The sequence below is a fragment of the Caproiciproducens galactitolivorans genome (assembly GCF_029266045.1).
GTDB lineage: Bacteria > Bacillota > Clostridia > Oscillospirales > Acutalibacteraceae > Caproiciproducens > Caproiciproducens galactitolivorans.
Window position 1 is genome coordinate 1 of sequence record NZ_JAJUFJ010000018.1, and the last position, 18,553, is coordinate 18,553.

The window sequence follows — 18,553 nt, forward strand, 5'->3', positions numbered from 1 at the left end:
GGTTTGCAGCGTGGTGGCCGAGGAATACCCGATCCCGGTCATGAAGCTCGGCGTGAACGATGTGTACGGCCATTCCGGCCCGGCGGCGGATCTCCTCGACGAGTTCGGGCTCAGCACCCGCCATATTGCGGAGGCAGTAAAGAAATTTCTCAAAAAATAAGCATTTCCTTTAATAAGGGGCGGCCGGAAATTCCGGCCGCCCTTCATATTGTTTGCGATTTGAAAATATGATAGAATAAGGCAAAGTTCAGAAGGATAAAAGGGTGTTGCGAATGAATTACGACGAGCTGATTACGCTGACCACCGACGTGGGCAGCCTTCTGCTTTCAAACGGAGCGGAAATCTATCGCGTAGAGGAGTCCATGCAGCGTATTTTTCGTGCCTATGGGGTGAATACGGGTGAAATTTTCGCGATTCCCACCTGTATTAACGTTACTATTGTTACACCCGAGGGCAGGCCAGTTACCCTGATCCGCCGGATTCCTGTCCGCAGCACCAACCTTGACCGTGTGGAAAGGGGCAATGCCCTTTGCCGCCGCATTTGCAGCGAGCGGCCCGATTTTAAGACGGTTCGCCGTGAATTGGCCCAGATTGAGCACCGGCCTGTTTACGGGCTGGGGTTCCAAATTGTCATGTTCGCGCTGGTCGCATTTTTCTTTACGCTTTTTTTCGGCGGTAATTTTTCAGACGCATTCTGCTCTATGTTTTGCGGCGCGGTAATCAAAATCGTCTGCCATTTTATGAATAAGTTCGACGCCAATCCTTTTTTTGTGAACATGGTTTCCAGCTTTGCCGCTGCCGCGCTGGTTATGTATGCCGCGCAGTTCGACATGGCACTGAATATTGATAAGGTGATTATCGGCGCCTTGATGAACCTGGTTCCCGGCATTGCTATCACCAGTTTCATGCGCGACATTATCGCCGGGGACCTGATGGCGGGGCTGATCCGCTTTACCGAGAGCATGCTGGTGGCTACGGCGATTGCCATTGGGGCGGGTATCGCGCTGACTTTGTCGCGCATGATTTGGGGGGTGTGAGAAATGACGGATTTTATCCCCTGCATTTGGGCTTTTCTCGCCTGTATCCCCTTTGGGGCGGTTATGAACCTGCGTGGAAAAACATTGCTTTTCGCCTCGCTCGGCGGTGGGATCGGTTGGTTTTTCTACCTTTTCAGCAATCCCCTTCAGAATGATATTATGCAGTATTTTGTCGCAACCATCGCCATCTCCGTTTATTCGGAGATTATGGCGCGGCTATTTAAAATGCCGGTTACGGGCTTCCTGCTTGCGGCCATGCTACCCATGGTTCCCGGCGGCGGCATCTATTACACTATGGAATACTGCGTAATCGGGAACAATGAAATGTTTATTGAAACGGGAATCCATACATTGGGCATTGCCGGGGCGCTCGCTGTGGGAACGCTTCTTGTTTCGTCCCTTGTGCGGCTCTGGCACATCGTTACGCAGGGAAGGAAAATATAATAAAAAATTATGTACTTTCATAGTAAACTTTGACGATTTTACGATGTCTTCACAGGTGTAAAATGGAAGGCCGCTATTCCCTAATGCCCGGGTATGTGCTATAATAAAACGGATATTATGAAAGCAAGCCGCAGGAAGGGCAGAGCTTTGGCGGCAGAAAAAAGAGCCGGATATAGGAGCGTTTTCAAATGGTCATACTCGGAATTGATCCCGGCTATGCGATTGTGGGCTACGGCGTTATCCGCGCACAGCGCGGGCGCTATCAGCCGCTGGAGCATGGTGCGGTTGTTACAAAGGCGGGCGAGGATTTTAACCGCCGGCTTGAGGTGATTTATGATTCGCTCACGAAGGTGATGAACCAATGGAAACCGGAGGCCGCAGCGATTGAAAAGCTGTACTTCCAAAACAACCAGAAAACGGCGATCGGGGTTGCGGAAGCAAGGGGTGTTATCCTTTTAGCGGCGCAGAAAGCCGGAATTGAAGTCTTTGAATATACGCCCTTACAGGTAAAAATGGCCGTTACCGGCTACGGGCAGGCTCTGAAACCGCAGGTAATGGAAATGACGCGCAGGCTTCTGTGCCTGAAGGAAATGCCGAAACCGGACGATACCGCGGACGCGCTTGCCATGGCGATCTGCCACGGTCAGGCGGCCGGTTCGGCTTTAAGGCGAAACCTTCTGAAACGTACGGACTGTTTTAAATAAGAAAAGACCGGATGGGCCGGTTACGGGAGAAAAGATGTTTTACAGTATAAAAGGAATTTTAACGCATATGGAACCCGGTGTTGCCGTGGTAGAGTGCGGCGGGATCGGGTTTAAATGCCTGACATCGCTCAGCACCCAGCGCGCGCTGCCCAAAATCGGGGAGCAGGTTCTGCTGTACACGCACTTGAATGTGCGCGAGGATGCGCTGGATTTGTTTGGCTTTGCAACGCTGAGGGAGCTTAACTGCTTTAAAATGCTTACGGGAGTGAGCGGCGTAGGGCCGAAGGTTGGTTTGGCAATTCTTTCCGAACTGACTCCGGAACAGGTCGCTGCGGCGGTGGCGACCGGGGACAGCAAGGCACTTACCCGCGCAAACGGCGTGGGACCAAAACTGGCGCAGCGCATTGCCCTTGAACTGAAGGATAAAGTGAAAGGTTTGCAGACGGGGTCGGCCGGTTTTGCACCTGCGGGCCCGGTTTCCGCCGCGGCAAACGCGGATGCGGCGGTGAATGCGCTGACGGTGCTTGGCTATTCGCCCACAGAGGCCGCTGCGGTGGTGGCGGGATTTGATTCGGCTCTTCCCGTGGAGGAACTGATCCGCCTGTCGCTGAAAGCAATGGGCGGCGGCATGAAATAAAGAATGATCAAAGAGGGAATCCCCTTTTTCAAGGAGGGAGAACCGGAAATTGAATTACGATGAAAACACAAGTGATTACGATTTTGAAAACCGGATGGTTGCGCCGGAGTACGTTCCCGAGGACGCCGAGGTTGAAAACCCTCTGCGCCCGAAGGTGCTTTCAGAATATATCGGGCAGCAAAAGGTGAAGGAAAACCTTGCGATCTTTATTGAAGCGGCAAAGCAGCGGAAAGAATCGCTGGATCACGTGCTGCTTTACGGCCCGCCGGGACTGGGAAAGACCACTCTTGCGGGGATTATCGCAAACGAGCTGAATGTGAACCTTCGCATTACGTCCGGACCTGCAATTGAAAAGCCGGGGGATCTGGCTGCCTTGTTAACGAACCTGAACCCGGGCGATGTTCTGTTTATCGACGAAGTGCACCGCCTGTCGCGGAGCGTGGAGGAAATCCTTTACCCTGCGATGGAGGACTACGCACTAGATATTATTACTGGGAAGGGGCAGATGGCGGCTTCTTATCATCTGCCGCTTCCAAAGTTTACGCTGGTCGGTGCGACCACCCGCGCCGGGCAGCTTTCCGCGCCTTTGCGCGACCGCTTCGGCGTTGTGCTCCGGCTTGAGATGTATTCCCCGCAGGAGCTGGCGCAGATTGTTACCCGGAGCGCAAGTATTCTGGATATCCCTATTGAACCGGACGGCGCTCTAGAAATTGCTTCGCGTTCGCGCGGCACGCCGCGTATTGCCAACCGGCTTTTGAAGCGCGTGCGCGATTTTGCACAGGTTATCAGCGGCGGCGTCATTACGTATGAGTCCGCGAAAGAGGGCTTGGACCGGTTGGAGATTGACGAAATCGGCCTGGATGCGAACGACCGGCGCATGCTGAACGCGCTGATTAAATTTTACAAGGGCGGCCCGGTCGGGCTGGAAACCCTTGCGGCTGCGATCGGCGAAGAAGCTGTTACCCTTGAGGATATCTACGAACCCTATCTGATGCAAATTGGATTTTTAAACCGGACCCCGCGCGGCCGATGTGCCACGCAAGCGGCGTATCTGCATTTGGGGTTAACCCCGGCTTCCTGTGAGGATGGTCAGCAGAAGCTGTTCTAATCCATAGAAAATACTGGTTCCCGGCGGCGGAAAAAGTTGCCGCTTTCAAATTTATATTTATCAATAATGGGAGTTGTTCATAGTATGGGAAGACTTTTTGGTACAGACGGCGTCAGAGGAATTGCAAACAGCGAGCTGACCTGCGAAATGGCGATGAACATCGGCCGCGCGGCCGCTATGGTGCTGACCGATAACAACCGCCGCCACCCCAAGATCCTGATCGGAAAGGATACGCGCCTTTCTTCCGATATGTTGGAAAGCGCCATAACCGCGGGGCTTTGCTCCGTCGGCGCAAATGTTGTGCAGCTCGGCGTTGTCCCAACCCCGGCGGTCGCTTATCTGGTTGGAAAATACAAGGCGGACGCGGGCGTAATGTTAACCGCCAGCCATAACCCCTGTGAATTTAACGGGATTAAAATTTTCAGTGGCGACGGCTACAAGCTTCCGGACGCGCTGGAGGAGCAGATCGAAGCGATCGTGCTCGACCATGCGCAGAAGCCGGCCTGCCCGATCGGCGGCGATATCGGTAGCGTGTCGGTGGCGGAGAATACCGTGCGCGATTATGTAGATCATATTAAAAGTACCGTCCCCTTTGCGCTGGACGGCATGAAAATCGGCATTGATTGCGCAAACGGTTCCGCAAGCCGTACGGCGGAACTGCTGTTTACCGAGCTGGGCGCCGAATGCCATATGCTGGCGAACCAGCCGAACGGAGTAAATGTGAATGAAAACTGCGGCTCCACCCATATCGAAAGCCTGATGACCTTTGTAAAGGAAAATCATCTGGACGCGGGCGTTGCGTTTGACGGTGACGCGGATCGCTGCCTTGCGGTCGATGAAAAGGGCCAGCTGGTGGACGGCGATTATCTGATGGCAATCTGTGCCGCGGATCTGAAAAGCCGCGGCAAGCTGAATAAAAACACCGTGGTCGGCACAATCATGACAAATATGGGCTTTAACCGCTTTTGCGACGACAACGGCTTGAAATTTTCCGCCACAAAGGTCGGCGACCGTTACGTGCTGGAGGAAATGCTTCTCGAAGGCTACAACTTTGGCGGCGAACAGAGCGGGCATATCATCTTCCTTGATTTTGCGACAACGGGCGACGGAGAATTGACCGCCGCGCAACTTTTGAGCATCGTACACCGCAGGGGGGCGAAGCTTTCGAGCCTTGCCACCCTGATGACGCGCTACCCGCAGGTTATGGTCAATGTAGGCGTCAGCGCGGAGGGCAAGCTTCGTTTCTATACTGATGATAAGGTAAAGGAATCGATCGATAAAGCAAAGAAGAAGCTGGGCGAAAACGGCCGCGTCGTCGTGCGCCCCTCCGGAACGGAACCGCTGCTCCGCGTTATGATCGAGGGCGAGGATCCGGATTATATTAGTGCGCTGGCGAATTCCGTAGCCGACGTGATTCGGGAAAGACTGGCGTAATAAGGCGGAATCAAAGAAAAAGTAGGTATCAAATTGAGAACTGCAAACTGGAAGGATTATGAACTGATCGACACATCCGCGGGCGAAAGGCTGGAACGGTGGGGAAATGTCATCCTCATCCGGCCCGACCCGCAGATTATCTGGAATACGCCGAAGGACGACCCGCTGTGGCGCGGGGCAAACGCCCGGTACAACCGCTCGTCCACCGGTGGCGGAAGCTGGCAGGAAATGAAAAAAGTACCGCCAATGTGGAAAATCCAGTACGGCGAGCTGACGTTCCAGCTCAAGACCATGGGCTTTAAGCATACGGGCATTTTTCCGGAGCAGGCCGTGAACTGGGATTTTGTAATGAAGAAAATCCAAAGCGCCAACCGTCCGGTAAAAGTACTGAACTTGTTCGGCTACACCGGTGCGGCAACCCTTGCCTGCTTAAAGGCGGGGGCGTCGGTCTGCCATGTGGACGCGTCCAAAGGAATGGTTGCCTGGGCGAAGGAGAACGCCGCCGCTTCCGGCCTTTCCGACTGCCCTGTGCGCTGGCTGGTTGACGACTGCGTTAAATTTGTGCAGAGGGAGCACCGGCGAGGAAATACGTACGACGGCATTATTATGGATCCGCCCTCCTACGGGCGCGGCCCGAACGGCGAAGTGTGGAAGCTGGAGGAACAGCTTTACTCGCTGGTGGAGCTATGCGTTCCGATCCTTTCGGAACATCCGCTGTTCTTCCTTTTAAACTCCTATACGACGGGGCTGTCCCCGGCGGTTATGGAATACCTTCTGGGCGTGCTGATTCAGAAAAAATTCGGAGGCCGGATTTCGTCGGACGAAATCGGACTGCCGGTTACCCGGAGCGGGCTGGTTCTTCCCTGCGGAAGCACCGCGATCTGGGAGAGCCGATAAACGAGAAACAGGTAGGATTTGGAATGGATTATATCAATGCGGAAAATATCACTTTCAGCTATGACGAACCGGAAGCCGCCGAGCGCCACGAGGTGCTCCGCGGCGTTTCGCTGGGAATCCGCAAGGGCGAATTCGTAGCGCTTTTAGGGCATAACGGTTCGGGAAAATCCACAATCGCGAAAACCTTTAACGCCATGCTGTTGCCGAGCGGCGGAAAGGTATATGTTGATAAAATGGATACGCAGGACGAAAGTGTCCTTTATGAAATCCGCCGCCGCGTCGGCCTTGTGTTACAGAATCCGGACAATCAGCTTGTTGCGAGCGTGGTTGAGGAGGACGTGGCCTTTGGGCCCGAAAACCTGGGCGTTCCTCCGGAGGAAATCCGCCGCAGGGTGGACGAAGCCTTGAAAGCGGTGGAAATGTACGATTTCCGGCTGAACGCGCCGTACAAGCTGTCCGGCGGCCAGAAACAGCGTATTGCCATCGCGGGCATCATCGCCATGCAGCCGGACTGCATCGTGCTGGACGAGCCTACCGCCATGCTTGACCCGCGCGGGCGTACGGAAGTTCTAGACACGCTCCACAAGCTGAACAGGGAAAAAGGAATTACCATTGTTTTAATTACGCATTATATGGACGAGGCCGTACAGGCCGGCCGGGTTATCGTGATGGACAGCGGCCGCATCCTCACAGAAGGATCCCCCCAAGAGGTGTTTTCACAGGTGGAACTGCTGAAAAAGCATCAGATGGATGTACCGCAGGTAACGGAACTGGCTTATCGTTTAAAGGCGGTCGGATTTGATTTGCCGGGTTGTCCGCTGACGATTGAGGAATGTGTCGCGGCGCTGGAACCGCTTTTAAAGAAAGCTACAGTAGGAGAAGCTTATGGCGATCATTGAAACAAAGAATTTAACCTATACCTACGGACAGGGAACGCCGTTCCAGAAAACTGCGGTTGAAAATATAAATATCGCAATTAAGCAAGGTGAGTTTATCGGCGTTATCGGGCATACCGGTTCGGGAAAATCCACTTTGATTCAACAGTTGAACGGCCTTCTGCGCCCGACAAGCGGTACGGTGCTCCTGAACGGGAAAGACATCTGGGAGGATCCGAAGAAAATCCGCAGCGTACGTTTCAAGGTGGGGATGGTGTTCCAGTACCCGGAGCATCAGCTCTTTGAAGAAACCGTACTGAAGGATATTGCGTTCGGTCCGGGAAACATGGGGCTGGGCAAGGACGAAATTCTGAAACGGGCGCGCGCGGCCGCCGAATTTGTCGGGCTAAAAGAGGAACTGCTTGAAAAAAGCCCGTTTGAGCTTTCGGGCGGGGAGAAGCGCCGCGTGGCGATCGCCGGCGTGATTGCCATGGACCCGGATGTCCTGATTCTGGACGAGCCCACGGCGGGGCTTGACCCGCGCGGCCGTGACGTGCTGTTAAGCCAGATTGTCACCTATCATAAAACGCGGCACAATACGATCCTGCTGGTATCCCACAGCATGGAAGATATCGCCCGCACAGCGGATCGCGTGCTTGTGATGAATGCCGGCCATGCGGCGATGTTTGATACAACTGAAAACGTGTTCGCGTGCGACCGGGAGCTGGAAAAAATGGGGCTTCGCGTACCGCAGATAACAAAAATCATGGCGGTACTGAAGGCGAAGGGGTACCCGGTGGGAACCGCCCTGACGGTCGAGCAGGCTTTAAAAGAATTGATACCGCTTTTGGGAAAGGGGAACCGGAACCATGATTAGGGATATTACGCTCGGTCAATATATTCCGGGAAAATCTTTTATTCACCGCCTTGACCCGCGTGTGAAAATTATTATTACCTTTGTTTATATTGTATTTATTTTTGTCGCTTCAAACTTCGAAGGGCTGCTGACGATGTCGGTGCTGATTCTCGGTATTCTTCTCTTGTCTGGCGTACCGCTCAGCCAGTATTTCAAGAGCTTGAAAGCGATTTTATTCGTTGTGATCTTTACTTCCGTCCTGAACCTGTTTTACGGGAGCGGAAACGTGCTGTGGAGCTGGGGGGGTATCCAGATTACCTCAGGCGGGGTGGCCAACGCGGTCTTTGTTACCATCCGCATCATCAGCCTGATTCTGTTTAGCTCCGTCCTGACGTTTACCACGTCCCCGACCGAGCTAACCGACGCGCTGGAGCGGATTATGAAGCCGCTGAAGTTGCTGCACGTCAAGGTGCATGAAATCGCCATGATGATGACGATTGCGCTGCGCTTTGTACCCACCCTTCTGGAAGAAACCGATAAAATCATGAGTGCGCAGAAGGCAAGGGGCGCCGACATGGAAAGCGGCGGGCTCATGCAGCGCATCCGGGCGCTCATCCCGATTTTGATTCCGCTTTTCGTTTCGTCGTTCCGGCGGGCATATGACCTTGCCATGGCCATGGAATGCCGGTGTTACCACGGCGGCGAGGGCCGAACCAAAATGAAGGTGCTGCATGCAACGTCGTTGGACGCGGTGGCGGTTGTTGTTTCAATGGTTGTCTGTGCGGCGGTTGTTGCCTGCAACCTGTATTTTCCGGCGGTTCTGCATTAATTTATGGTTTATTTAAGATCTGTTCAAATACTGGAACAGTTTTTTCGGTAGAATGGCGTTCTGGACAAAATTTCAGAGAGGAGCGGTGTTATGCGGAACCTTCTGCTGACCATTTGTTACGACGGCTCGGGCTATCACGGCTGGCAGATCCAGCAGAACGCCGTTTCCGTTCAGCAGGTATTTCAGGAAGCCCTTGTCCGGGTGCTTCATGAAAAACCGGATATTAAGGGCTGCAGCCGTACGGATTCGTTCGTGCATGCCCGGGAATACTGCGTCAGCCTTAAAACAGAGCATACCATTCCCTGCGCGCGGCTTTTGGGCGCGCTGAACCATTTCCTTCCCGAGGATATCGCGGTGCTGGACTGCCGGGAGGTTTCGCCCGACTTTCACGCGCGTTATTCCTGCATCGGCAAGGAATATGTTTACCAAATCTGGAACAATCCTGTACGCAACCCCTTTTTGAATCACCGTGCGCTGCATTACTGGTATGCGCTTGACTTGGACAAGCTTAACAAAGCCGCTGCCCACTTTTTGGGGGCGCATGATTTCAGCTCGTTCTGCACAATGGACGCGCGTGAACGCGGGAATTTTGTCCGTACGATTACGAAAGCGGAGTGTGCGCGGGAAGGCGACATGGTTACCTTTACGGTAGCTGCCGACGGTTTTCTTTACAATATGGTCCGTATAATGGTGGGAACCCTTCTGCGTGTGGCGCAGGGCAAGCTTCAGCCGGAGGATATCCCCCGGATTATCGAAGCCAAAGACCGCAAAGCAGCCGGGCCGACCGCGCCGCCCTGCGGCCTGTATTTAAATCATGTTTATTATGAGGATGTGAAGTGAGCATGGGCGACGCGGGACGGCGTTACGATACAGTTGAGATAGACACAGCCAAACATCTTCCTCAGAAAGAAAGGCGGAAAAGGAACCGGCGCAGCCACCGGGAGCCCCGTATTCCGCGCTGGGTCTATAAAATCATTGTCATCCTGATTCTTTGCGTAGTTTCGATGCTCGTTTGGTTTAACCGAAGTAATCTGACCCCTGAAAATGTGCTGGACTGGGTGCACGACAGCGTTGTCGGTATGGGCATCGGGGACGGGTTTCCGTCGAAAATCGTGGGCAATTCTGTTGCCGTTGGGAATTTTAAATCTGTAAACAAGGAAATCTATGTTCTCAGCGATACCGCGCTGACTGTGCTGAATTCCACGGCGAAAGCAGTCAGCAGCCGGCAGCACAGTTATTCACAGCCCGTGATGAAGGTGAGCGGGAACCGTATTTTAATTTATAATCTCGGCGGAAAGGGATATCAGCTGGAAAGCCAGAGCGGCACACTTGTGAAAAGTACGGCACAGAAGAATATTCTGGCGGGGGCGCTTGCGGGAAATGGGCGCTACGCGTTGGTTACGGAAGCGGACGGCTACCTAGGCTGCTTGACGGCCTACAATACAAAAAACAAGGCAATGTTCCGCTATTGGTTTTCCGATTATTACCCGGCCGCCGTTGCGCTGAACTACGACGGGACGAAAGCCGCGGTTGCCGCCGTGGGCACCAAGGACGGTGGGATGAACTCCGCGGTATACCTTTTCGACTTTAACGAGAATAAGACGGTTACGCCTGTCGCCGCATATGCGGAAAATATGATGCTCGATATTTCATGGAGCGATAAAGACACCGTTTCTGCTGTCGGCGACCGGTTGACTTCGGTCATTGATGCTGGCAGCCGTACAAAAACAGATTATGATTATCAAGGGATGCAGTTAAAGGCATATTGTATGGATAGCGGCCGGACGGCCTTGGGACTTTCTGCTTTCGGAAACACCCAAAGCGGAAGACTGGTCGTGCTGAACGCTTCTGGCAGCGTAACGGCAAACAATACGCTTGAACAGGATCCGGTGTCGGTGTCCCTTTACGGTGATACTGCGGCGGCTCTTTCACAGGGGAAAGTGCGGTTTTACTCCGCCTCAACGGGTAGACCGGCCGGAAGCTGTGCCGCCGGAAGTGACGCGAGGGCGATTTCCCTGCATAACGAAACTTCAGTCTATATTCTGGGAGTATCCGAGATTCGTTACGCCAGCGCAAAATGAGTCCTTGTGCTTAATTCTGATTTGTGCTATATTAATTTGAAACAATGCATTTGGAGGAAAAGATGGGCGCCGTATTGGATATTTTGCTTTGCATGATAGCCCTTTGCTCGGTTGTATCGGGTTTTCGAATAGGACTGGTGCGCTCTCTGGCAGAATTGGTCGGCTATTTTTTTGCAATTGCCGCCTCTTTTGCGCTGTCGGATTATGTTACCGCGGTGGTCTGCGGGTATTTGAATAAACAGCAGGCGGTAACTCCGCTTGACCGCACATTTGTTAAGGTGATATCAATACTTGTTGTTTTCATTGTCCTTCAGATTCTGGTGCAAATGGCGGCCCGGGCACTTGACACAGTGTGCAGGCTTCCGGTGCTCCACGCAATAAATTCTCTGCTTGGTGGTGTTTTCGGCCTTTGCAAGGGCGTTTTGCTTGTGCTGGTGCTTTGTGCGCTTTTACGCTTTGTGCTTCCGTTTATTTCGGCGAAATTCCCGCAGATTCATGAAAAGGATATCAGCCAGTCAAGTATTTACAAGTATGCGGATACGATAAATCCGGTATATTTGCTGTATCAGGCGGAAATTTAGAATGAGGTTAATGTGAATGAAAAACAGGAATAAGAATATTAATATACCAAACGGGCTGTCGGTTTTGCGCATTCTGCTTATCATTCCATTTGTCTATTATTTTATGCGCGATGAGCTGATACCCGCAGGTGTCGTATTAATTTTATCCGGACTTTCGGATATGTTCGATGGCCTGATTGCCCGCAAATTCAATCAGTTTACGGAATTGGGGCAGATGCTGGATCCGCTTTCCGATAAGCTGACGCAGGGAGCGGTTGCGGTCTGTCTGGCGATTGAACAGCCGGTTCTTATTCCGTTACTGGGAATCTTCGTCGTAAAAGAGATTTTAATGGTGTTTGCGGCGTGCCTTCTGATTAAAAAGAAAAAAAGGCCCACCGGTTCCAAATGGTACGGGAAGGTTGCAACGGTTCTATTTTATATTTCCTTTGCTGTTATTGTCGCGATGAAGGGGATCTGGCACATGGAAAATATGACCGTTACCGTTTCCTTGCTGTCGATTACAGCCGCATTTATGATATACGCATTTATCCAGTACTTTAAAATTTTTCAGTCGATCCTTCATTCCGACGATCCGAAGGACGCGATTGATTTCAACGAGGTAATGGATAAAAAAGCATTCCGCAAATAACTGACCTATCGATATATTTTTTGAAAGAGAAGAAGTGAGTTATTCCTATGATGTGTTCGAGATGCCACAAAAGGCCGGCGGTTGTTTTTATTTCGCCGACAGTAAACTCCAGGGAAAGCCAGGGGCTTTGCCTTGTATGCGCAAAAGAGCTCGGAATTAAACCCGTAAACGACCTGATGGAAAAAATGGGGATTACCGAGGAGCAGATGGAAGCGATGGAATCGGAGCTGAACGAACTGATGGCTTCCAACCCGAATGACGAGGACGATGGCAGCAGCGATGGATTCATTCCAGGGGGCGCTGCGACTTTTCCATTCTTGCAGAATATTTTTTCCACCGGCGGAAATACGCCTGAAAAGGTACAGGACAATGAAACAGAAAAAAGGGAAAAGAAAGACAAGCGCAAGACAAAGCGCAAGCACCTGACCGCTTACTGCACCAATCTGACCGCGAAAGCGAAAGCCGGCGAAATTGACAATATCATCGGGCGCGAGAAAGAAATTTCCCGCGTGATTCAGATTTTAAGCCGCCGTACAAAAAACAACCCCTGCCTGATCGGCGAGCCGGGTGTCGGTAAAACCGCGGTGGCGGAAGGCCTTGCCCTGCGGATTGCGAACGGGATGGTTCCCGCAAGGCTGATGAAGAAGGAAATCCACCTGCTCGATTTGACCGCTCTGGTAGCCGGGACACAGTTCCGCGGTCAGTTTGAAAGCCGGATTAAAGGGCTGGTTGATGAGGTAAAGGCCGAGGGCAATATTATCCTCTTTATCGATGAAGTACACAACCTTGTCGGTACGGGCGACGCGGAAGGCTCTATGAACGCCGCCAACATTCTGAAACCCGCGCTTTCGAGAGGGGAAATTCAAGTCATCGGTGCAACTACTTTTGTTGAGTACCGGAAATATATTGAAAAGGACGCGGCTCTGGAACGGCGTTTCCAGCCGGTAACCATTGCCGAACCATCCATTGAAGAGACAGTCGACGTGCTGATGGGGATCAAATCCTATTATGAAGCGTACCACCGCGTGCACGTGTCGGAGCAAATTGCGCGCAAGGCGGTTATCCTTTCCGAACGATATATTAACGACCGTTTTCTCCCCGACAAGGCAATTGATCTTCTCGACGAATCCTGTGCCTGTGCCGCCCTGCGCAATATTTCGATGGCGGATTACGACGCAGCGAACTTCGAGCTGGAAAAGTTGCGGGAAGAGGAAGAGGAATTGACCGCGGAGGATGTGCAGCCGGATTACGAAAAATTGGCCGTCATCCGTACGGACATTTCCCGCCTTGAAGAAAAAACAAAGGAACTGGCCCCCAAAGCGCTTGGCGCAGAGGTGGAGGAAAGGGATATCGCCCGGGTGATTGAGCTTTGGACGGGTATTCCTGCCAGTAAGATACAGGAAAATGAGCTGAAAAAGCTTTCCGATCTTGAGGATGTCCTCAATTCCAAGGTTATCGGCCAGCAGGAAGCCGTTAAGGCTGTTGCCGCGGCGATCCGCCGCAGCAGGGTGCAGATCAGCCCCCGCCGCAGGCCGGCCTCCTTTATTTTTGTAGGCCCCACAGGCATTGGAAAGACCGAATTGGTGAAAGTGCTTTCCAAAGAGCTATTTGACACGCCAGAGACGCTTATACGGCTCGATATGTCCGAATTCATGGAGAAGCATTCGGTTTCCCGGATTATCGGTTCTCCTCCGGGTTACGTCGGTTATGACGAAGCCGGGCAGGTTACCGAAAAGGTACGCCGCCGCCCGTACTCCGTCCTGCTCTTTGATGAAATCGAGAAAGCGCACCCGGATGTGATGAACATTCTGCTGCAAATACTCGATGAAGGCCATATTACCGACGCGCACGGCCGTTCCGTGAACTTTGAGAATACGGTAATTGTGATGACTTCCAACGCGGGAAGCGAGAAAAAGGAAGGGACGCTCGGATTTACCAAAAACGAATCCGATGTTACCCGTGAAAAGGCTTTGAAGGCGCTGTCGGAGTTTTTGCGCCCCGAATTTTTGAGCCGTGTGGATGAAATCATCGTATTCCGCACGCTGGATGTAAATGATTATGAGAAGATTTCCCATCTCATGCTGGATGAGTATGTGGATTCCCTGAAAGAACGCGGTATCCGTTTGGTTTATGACGACAGGGCGACCCGGTGGCTGGCGGAACATGCTTTCGGCAAAAAGAGCGGCGCCAGGGATCTTCGCAATTTAATCCGCCGCGAAGTGGAGGATCGAATCGCCTCCCTGATTGTGGAGAATTACGCAGATGCGATTACCGGCATATCGGTGACCGTGGATGATTCAAATGCAATTCGGCTGGATGTTTTAAAATAAATGAAGGAAAATTGAATTTCGTATTGACATTTGCCACTGAACTATGCTAAAATAATAGCCGTCGCTAAAATGCGAGTGTAGTTCAGTGGTAGAACTCCAGCCTTCCAAGCTGGTTGTGTGGGTTCGATTCCCATCACTCGCTCCATGGCTTTGCGCCAATAGCTCAGCTGGATAGAGCAACTGCCTTCTAAGCAGTAGGTCAGGGGTTCGAGTCCCTTTTGGCGCGCCATATGATGGTGGATGTAGCTTAGCTGGTTAAAGCGCCAGTTTGTGGCACTGGAGACCGTGGGTTCGAATCCCATCTTCCACCCCATATAAAAATTTGGCGCGGACATGCTGAGAGTTCCGCGCTTCATATTGGGCTGTAGCCAAGGGGTAAGGCAACGGACTTTGACTCCGTCATTCCGTAGGTTCAAATCCTGCCAGCCCAGCCAAAACGCCTGTCTGCGGGCTTTGTACGCGGACAGGCAAATTAATTGTTGACACCAGTATCGAAAACTGGTATAATATATAAGTTGGATATGAATCATTAGCTCAGTCGGTAGAGCACTTGACTTTTAATCAAGGTGTCCGGGGTTCGAATCCCCGATGGTTCACCAAACAAAAACAGAGAAAACCTGCATAAATGCTGAACATTTCAGTAATTTGTGTGGGTTTTCTTTTTGTCAAAATATATGCTGATTTGTGCTGATTTATCGTCGGTTACTACCGCTTTTATGGTATCTTTTCATTTGCTTTTTTCGGCTGGTTGGAAGATATAACGTTCAATATCAACAGAGCAATCGGCAGGATGTCAAGAAGGGCGAAGTCATCACCTACGACATGGTGGATTTGGATGCTTCTTCCTTGGTGTACCAGCTCAGAAAGCTGCAGGATAGATTCTTCTAATTTCCGTCCCGGCAGGCGAAAGTTTTCCGCATGCTTATAACGGATAAAGCCATCAGAGATTTTGTCAACAATATTGAAACATTTTCGCAAAAGAAGCTGAAAGAAAACGATGAAAAGTACCTCCTTAAATTAAATGGACTATCCCCCAGAAAACAGACAGTGAAAAAAGAGACCTCCTGTTGTAGAATGGAAAGTACAACAGGAGGTAATTTTATGCCCAGAAAATATACAAAATTAGAAATGTTAAGCGAGGAAGTATTCCGTCGAAAGGCATCTGGAGAAACGAACCGAGAAATACGAGAAAGCTACGGACTAACAAAATATCAAATCAAACAGTTGGTCAGCCGCCAACATTGGAAGGCGTGCTTGATTGCCAACGGGTATATACCTCTTCCTAAAGGCAGGCCACGAAAAATACCGTACCAAGTTTTCCAGTTGCGCTGAAGTTGAACAGGCAGTAGCTGAATATGTGCAATTTTACAATTATGAGCGTATTAACATGAAAAACGGCCTCACTCCGTCCGAAATACGGAGCAAGACCGCCTAAATCTGAGCTATTCTGCGACAGGGCTTTTATTTCTTTGTCTGTTCAATCGGGAACAGTCCAATAGAACTGTTGCAGGCGCATTTTTTAATTTGCTAAAACAGATGTTAAACACCTTGCGATATCATGCTTCAGACCACATTCTTGCTTTCACCATTCGCTTTTTTTTTGCCCATAAATTTTTTATATTTGCTCTGCGTTCCGCATGTTCGCGCCCCGTTTCATACATTGTGACATGTTTTCTTAAAAAGTCTTGACATTCGGTAAAGAACGTGGTATTATACATAAGCGCTGTGAAAATGCTGGCGTAGCTCAGTTGGTAGAGCAGCTGATTTGTAATCAGCAGGTCGGGGGTTCAAGTCCGTCTGCCAGCTCCAAGCGTTAAAAGGAGTTTTGGAAACAAAACTCCATATATGGAGGAGTTCCCGAGTGGCCAAAGGGGGCAGACTGTAAATCTGTTGCTTTATAGCTTCGATGGTCCGAATCCATCCTCCTCCACCAGATGAAAACCCGCATGGTCTAATAACCATGCGGGTTTTGCTATGCGCTGAAAGATTGAAATAATATCCGATACGAAGGAGAATCCAAGGTATGAAAATGATTACCGGAAAAGTACTGTCACTCATTCTCACTTACACTATGCTGTTCGCTATGATACAGGCTCATGGGCGATTCCATTCTGCTTGATACCACAGCTACACCATGCCGATCAACGGCAATTATGAAATCGGTTGGCGGCGGAACCCCGGGGAACTTCGGTAAAAGTTTATTCCACCAATCCCAATATTGCGAGCGTGACAAAGCAGGCAAACGGAAATTATAAAATAACCGGCAGAAAAAATGGTACGGTTTACATTATGTATGACGTGTATGACAGCAAGAACAAGTTGCTCACCCATGTGTCCGTCCGTCTTGATGTAAAAACCGGAATCCGTCTGGGCGGCGACTCTACAAGGCAGTTTGGGGTGTTCTAAAGGACAATTTAAATTTCTTTTCAATCTTCAAATTTCACCCAATTCACAAAATATGGATTGGGTGAAATTGTTTCTGCATAATTGCTGTAGCAAATCCGCATCGCCAAATGGACGGAGGGTTTGCTTATCCGGCATGTTTCGAATCCCATTTGCAAAAACCGTTTTGTAGATAGATTAAGAAACAACATAAAAATAATATATAATGACATATTTATCTGATTAAACAGTACATATAATTTTATAATAGAGACAAATTTTTCTGTAAACAGCTAATATTTTTGTGCGGCTTTATTGTGCTGGAGGTGCTGATATGCAAATCGAGCGGAAGGAGATCATAAAAAGACTAAATGCACAGATACAGGTGAATGGGCATATTATCGGGGTGGCTGCAGGCAGCGGCATGACTACTAAGTGCAGCGTACTGGGTGGCGCAGACCTCATTCTCGCACTAAGTGCAGGCCGCTTTCGGCAAACCGGCCGTGCTTCGTTGGCCAGTTACCTTTGTTATTCGAACAGCAATTGGGTTGTTATGGATTTCGCTTCCAGGGAGCTTATGCCGCTCATGCCAAAGACTCCCATCCTTTTTGGCATCAATGCCACCGACCCAAATATCAATTTGGAAAATTACATAACACAAATCAAGAACGCTGGTTTCGATGGAATAAACAATTGGCCTACTATAGGACTCATCGACGGGCAATTTCGTGAAGCGCTGGAAGAAGAAGGTCTCTCTTACTCTCTCGAGATAGAAGCCATCAAGCTTGCCCACAAGCAGGACATGTTTACGCTGGCCTTCGTTTTCGATGTAGTGCAGGCAGAGCAAATGTTAGAAGCGGGCGCAGACGTGATCTGTGTCCATTTAGGACTCACAGCCGGCGGTATTTTGGGCGCGAAAAAGGTTCAATCCTTAGACAGGAGCAGAGTGCTGGCGCAGCAAGTGTTCGATGTCTGCGACAGAATAAACCCAAGTGTTGTAAAAATGGTCTATGGCGGCCCAATTAAGTCTCCCTTGGATGCAAAATATATTTATGACAATACCGAATGTCAAGGATTCATCGGCGGTTCTTCCTTCGAACGTATTCCCGCGGAAAAAGCTATTATAAATACCACAAAATCCTTCAAATATTCGGAGAACACCAAAGAAGAGGACAGTCTCATTAAGGCCCTTGCCGGTCAGGCTTACGATTACGACTATGTGGAATTTATTAAGGATTACATTAAAAATAATTACGGGAAGCCGATCTGTTTAAGCGAGTTGGCTTTAGCCACCCATATCTCGATTCCGTATCTCAGCGCTAAGTTTAAAAAAACAGTAGGCTGTAGTTTTACAGAGTATTTAATCCGTTACAGAATGAATAAAGCTTGCGAGTTTCTTAAGGAAAAAGGAACGCCTGTCAGCAAAATTGCCGAACTGGTCGGATATCCTGACTACATACAATTTTCCAAAATCTTTAAGAAGTACAAAAAGATGACACCAACTGCATACCGGGCGAGTGTTGATACAAAAAATTGAATAAATATAACAAAAATTAAATAAACACAAGAACATATTAAATCAACATATACAATTAGAGTCTGTTAACACTATTGCATTAAAGTATAAAATATAGTATAATAATTATATGGAAATAACAAAAGAACAATTTGATCGAATTGCCTCATATCTTCCGCGGCAACGTGGAAATGTGAGTATGAGCAATCTTCAA

At 50.3% G+C, this 18,553-nt stretch carries 19 protein-coding genes and 7 tRNA genes; all 26 read left to right on the forward strand.

What is annotated here, in order from left to right:
* Positions 1–272: 272 nt before the first annotated feature.
* On the forward strand, positions 273–1,037 hold the full coding sequence (locus P9B68_RS11135) for a threonine/serine exporter family protein (protein WP_135660123.1): 765 nt from the start codon (positions 273–275) through the stop codon (positions 1,035–1,037).
* A 3-nt stretch (positions 1,038–1,040) separates the two neighbouring features.
* The gene (locus P9B68_RS11140; protein WP_135660125.1) at positions 1,041–1,481 is read left to right on the forward strand and encodes a threonine/serine exporter family protein; all 441 of its coding nucleotides are present in this window, start codon (positions 1,041–1,043) and stop codon (positions 1,479–1,481) included.
* 188 nt (positions 1,482–1,669) lie between these two features.
* The gene (gene ruvC, locus P9B68_RS11145) at positions 1,670–2,185 is read left to right on the forward strand and encodes a crossover junction endodeoxyribonuclease RuvC (protein ID WP_135660127.1); all 516 of its coding nucleotides are present in this window, start codon (positions 1,670–1,672) and stop codon (positions 2,183–2,185) included.
* Positions 2,186–2,219: 34 nt separating this feature from the next.
* Positions 2,220–2,822 carry a Holliday junction branch migration protein RuvA gene (gene ruvA / locus P9B68_RS11150; protein ID WP_135660129.1) on the forward strand — a complete coding sequence of 201 codons (603 nt, stop codon included), beginning with the start codon at positions 2,220–2,222 and terminating at the stop codon, positions 2,820–2,822.
* Between the two features lie 94 nt (positions 2,823–2,916).
* The gene (gene ruvB / locus P9B68_RS11155) at positions 2,917–3,930 is read left to right on the forward strand and encodes a Holliday junction branch migration DNA helicase RuvB (protein ID WP_135660350.1); all 1,014 of its coding nucleotides are present in this window, start codon (positions 2,917–2,919) and stop codon (positions 3,928–3,930) included.
* Positions 3,931–4,014: 84 nt separating this feature from the next.
* A complete protein-coding gene (gene glmM, locus P9B68_RS11160) occupies positions 4,015–5,364 on the forward strand; it encodes a phosphoglucosamine mutase (protein ID WP_135660131.1) in 1,350 nt (449 codons plus the stop codon).
* Positions 5,365–5,397: 33 nt separating this feature from the next.
* A complete protein-coding gene (locus P9B68_RS11165; protein ID WP_135660132.1) occupies positions 5,398–6,261 on the forward strand; it encodes a class I SAM-dependent methyltransferase in 864 nt (287 codons plus the stop codon).
* A 23-nt stretch (positions 6,262–6,284) separates the two neighbouring features.
* Positions 6,285–7,160, forward strand: a complete 876-nt coding sequence (locus tag P9B68_RS11170) for an energy-coupling factor transporter ATPase (protein WP_277669073.1) — start codon at positions 6,285–6,287, stop codon at positions 7,158–7,160.
* Entirely contained in the window at positions 7,147–8,013 is an 867-nt protein-coding gene (locus P9B68_RS11175) for an energy-coupling factor transporter ATPase (RefSeq protein WP_135660136.1), read from the forward strand. The genes P9B68_RS11170 and P9B68_RS11175 overlap by 14 nt, the downstream gene beginning before the upstream one ends.
* Positions 8,006–8,821: an energy-coupling factor transporter transmembrane component T family protein gene (locus P9B68_RS11180; protein WP_135660138.1), complete on the forward strand. Its 816-nt coding sequence runs from the start codon at positions 8,006–8,008 to the stop codon at positions 8,819–8,821. The genes P9B68_RS11175 and P9B68_RS11180 overlap by 8 nt, the downstream gene beginning before the upstream one ends.
* Before the next feature lie 90 nt (positions 8,822–8,911).
* A complete protein-coding gene (truA, locus tag P9B68_RS11185; protein ID WP_135660140.1) occupies positions 8,912–9,661 on the forward strand; it encodes a tRNA pseudouridine(38-40) synthase TruA in 750 nt (249 codons plus the stop codon).
* Positions 9,662–9,663: 2 nt separating this feature from the next.
* Positions 9,664–10,902: a DUF5711 family protein gene (locus tag P9B68_RS11190; RefSeq protein WP_277669074.1), complete on the forward strand. Its 1,239-nt coding sequence runs from the start codon at positions 9,664–9,666 to the stop codon at positions 10,900–10,902.
* A gap of 62 nt (positions 10,903–10,964) precedes the next feature.
* On the forward strand, positions 10,965–11,483 hold the full coding sequence (locus tag P9B68_RS11195; RefSeq protein ID WP_167875208.1) for a CvpA family protein: 519 nt from the start codon (positions 10,965–10,967) through the stop codon (positions 11,481–11,483).
* A gap of 16 nt (positions 11,484–11,499) precedes the next feature.
* Positions 11,500–12,111 carry a CDP-alcohol phosphatidyltransferase family protein gene (locus P9B68_RS11200; RefSeq protein WP_135660147.1) on the forward strand — a complete coding sequence of 204 codons (612 nt, stop codon included), beginning with the start codon at positions 11,500–11,502 and terminating at the stop codon, positions 12,109–12,111.
* Positions 12,112–12,158: 47 nt separating this feature from the next.
* The gene (locus P9B68_RS11205; protein WP_135660149.1) at positions 12,159–14,441 is read left to right on the forward strand and encodes an ATP-dependent Clp protease ATP-binding subunit; all 2,283 of its coding nucleotides are present in this window, start codon (positions 12,159–12,161) and stop codon (positions 14,439–14,441) included.
* Positions 14,442–14,512: 71 nt separating this feature from the next.
* Positions 14,513–14,586, forward strand: a tRNA-Gly gene (locus P9B68_RS11210).
* 7 nt (positions 14,587–14,593) lie between these two features.
* Positions 14,594–14,670: transfer RNA gene (locus P9B68_RS11215), tRNA-Arg, on the forward strand.
* Positions 14,671–14,677: 7 nt separating this feature from the next.
* Positions 14,678–14,754: transfer RNA gene (locus tag P9B68_RS11220), tRNA-His, on the forward strand.
* A 45-nt stretch (positions 14,755–14,799) separates the two neighbouring features.
* Positions 14,800–14,875, forward strand: a tRNA-Gln gene (locus tag P9B68_RS11225).
* Between the two features lie 89 nt (positions 14,876–14,964).
* Positions 14,965–15,040 (forward strand) — tRNA-Lys (locus tag P9B68_RS11230).
* Positions 15,041–15,359: 319 nt separating this feature from the next.
* Positions 15,360–15,773, forward strand: coding sequence for a hypothetical protein (locus P9B68_RS11235; RefSeq protein WP_277669075.1), 414 nt, complete (start codon positions 15,360–15,362; stop codon positions 15,771–15,773).
* A gap of 25 nt (positions 15,774–15,798) precedes the next feature.
* A complete protein-coding gene (locus P9B68_RS11750) occupies positions 15,799–15,876 on the forward strand; it encodes a hypothetical protein (RefSeq protein ID WP_407932304.1) in 78 nt (25 codons plus the stop codon).
* Positions 15,877–16,174: 298 nt separating this feature from the next.
* Positions 16,175–16,250, forward strand: a tRNA-Thr gene (locus P9B68_RS11240).
* A gap of 38 nt (positions 16,251–16,288) precedes the next feature.
* Positions 16,289–16,374, forward strand: a tRNA-Tyr gene (locus P9B68_RS11245).
* Between the two features lie 230 nt (positions 16,375–16,604).
* The gene (locus P9B68_RS11250) at positions 16,605–16,847 is read left to right on the forward strand and encodes a hypothetical protein (RefSeq protein WP_135660156.1); all 243 of its coding nucleotides are present in this window, start codon (positions 16,605–16,607) and stop codon (positions 16,845–16,847) included.
* Positions 16,848–17,157: 310 nt separating this feature from the next.
* Positions 17,158–18,360, forward strand: coding sequence for a phosphoenolpyruvate hydrolase family protein (locus P9B68_RS11255; RefSeq protein WP_277669076.1), 1,203 nt, complete (start codon positions 17,158–17,160; stop codon positions 18,358–18,360).
* Positions 18,361–18,553 lie beyond the last annotated feature (193 nt).

Bases quoted from the DNA above. Each gene is read 5' to 3' on its own strand.
- P9B68_RS11255 (WP_277669076.1), top strand. From the start codon at position 17,158: ATGCAAATCGAGCGGAAGGAGATCATAAAAAGACTAAATGCACAGATA.
- P9B68_RS11135 (WP_135660123.1), top strand. From the start codon at position 273: ATGAATTACGACGAGCTGATTACGCTGACCACCGACGTGGGCAGCCTT.
- ruvA (WP_135660129.1), top strand. From the start codon at position 2,220: ATGTTTTACAGTATAAAAGGAATTTTAACGCATATGGAACCCGGTGTT.
- P9B68_RS11180 (WP_135660138.1), top strand. From the start codon at position 8,006: ATGATTAGGGATATTACGCTCGGTCAATATATTCCGGGAAAATCTTTT.
- ruvC (WP_135660127.1), top strand. From the start codon at position 1,670: ATGGTCATACTCGGAATTGATCCCGGCTATGCGATTGTGGGCTACGGC.
- ruvB (WP_135660350.1), top strand. From the start codon at position 2,917: ATGGTTGCGCCGGAGTACGTTCCCGAGGACGCCGAGGTTGAAAACCCT.
- glmM (WP_135660131.1), top strand. From the start codon at position 4,015: ATGGGAAGACTTTTTGGTACAGACGGCGTCAGAGGAATTGCAAACAGC.
- P9B68_RS11140 (WP_135660125.1), top strand. From the start codon at position 1,041: ATGACGGATTTTATCCCCTGCATTTGGGCTTTTCTCGCCTGTATCCCC.
- P9B68_RS11235 (WP_277669075.1), top strand. From the start codon at position 15,360: ATGCTTATAACGGATAAAGCCATCAGAGATTTTGTCAACAATATTGAA.
- P9B68_RS11195 (WP_167875208.1), top strand. From the start codon at position 10,965: ATGGGCGCCGTATTGGATATTTTGCTTTGCATGATAGCCCTTTGCTCG.
- P9B68_RS11200 (WP_135660147.1), top strand. From the start codon at position 11,500: ATGAAAAACAGGAATAAGAATATTAATATACCAAACGGGCTGTCGGTT.
- P9B68_RS11175 (WP_135660136.1), top strand. From the start codon at position 7,147: ATGGCGATCATTGAAACAAAGAATTTAACCTATACCTACGGACAGGGA.
- P9B68_RS11170 (WP_277669073.1), top strand. From the start codon at position 6,285: ATGGATTATATCAATGCGGAAAATATCACTTTCAGCTATGACGAACCG.
- truA (WP_135660140.1), top strand. From the start codon at position 8,912: ATGCGGAACCTTCTGCTGACCATTTGTTACGACGGCTCGGGCTATCAC.
- P9B68_RS11205 (WP_135660149.1), top strand. From the start codon at position 12,159: ATGATGTGTTCGAGATGCCACAAAAGGCCGGCGGTTGTTTTTATTTCG.
- P9B68_RS11190 (WP_277669074.1), top strand. From the start codon at position 9,664: ATGGGCGACGCGGGACGGCGTTACGATACAGTTGAGATAGACACAGCC.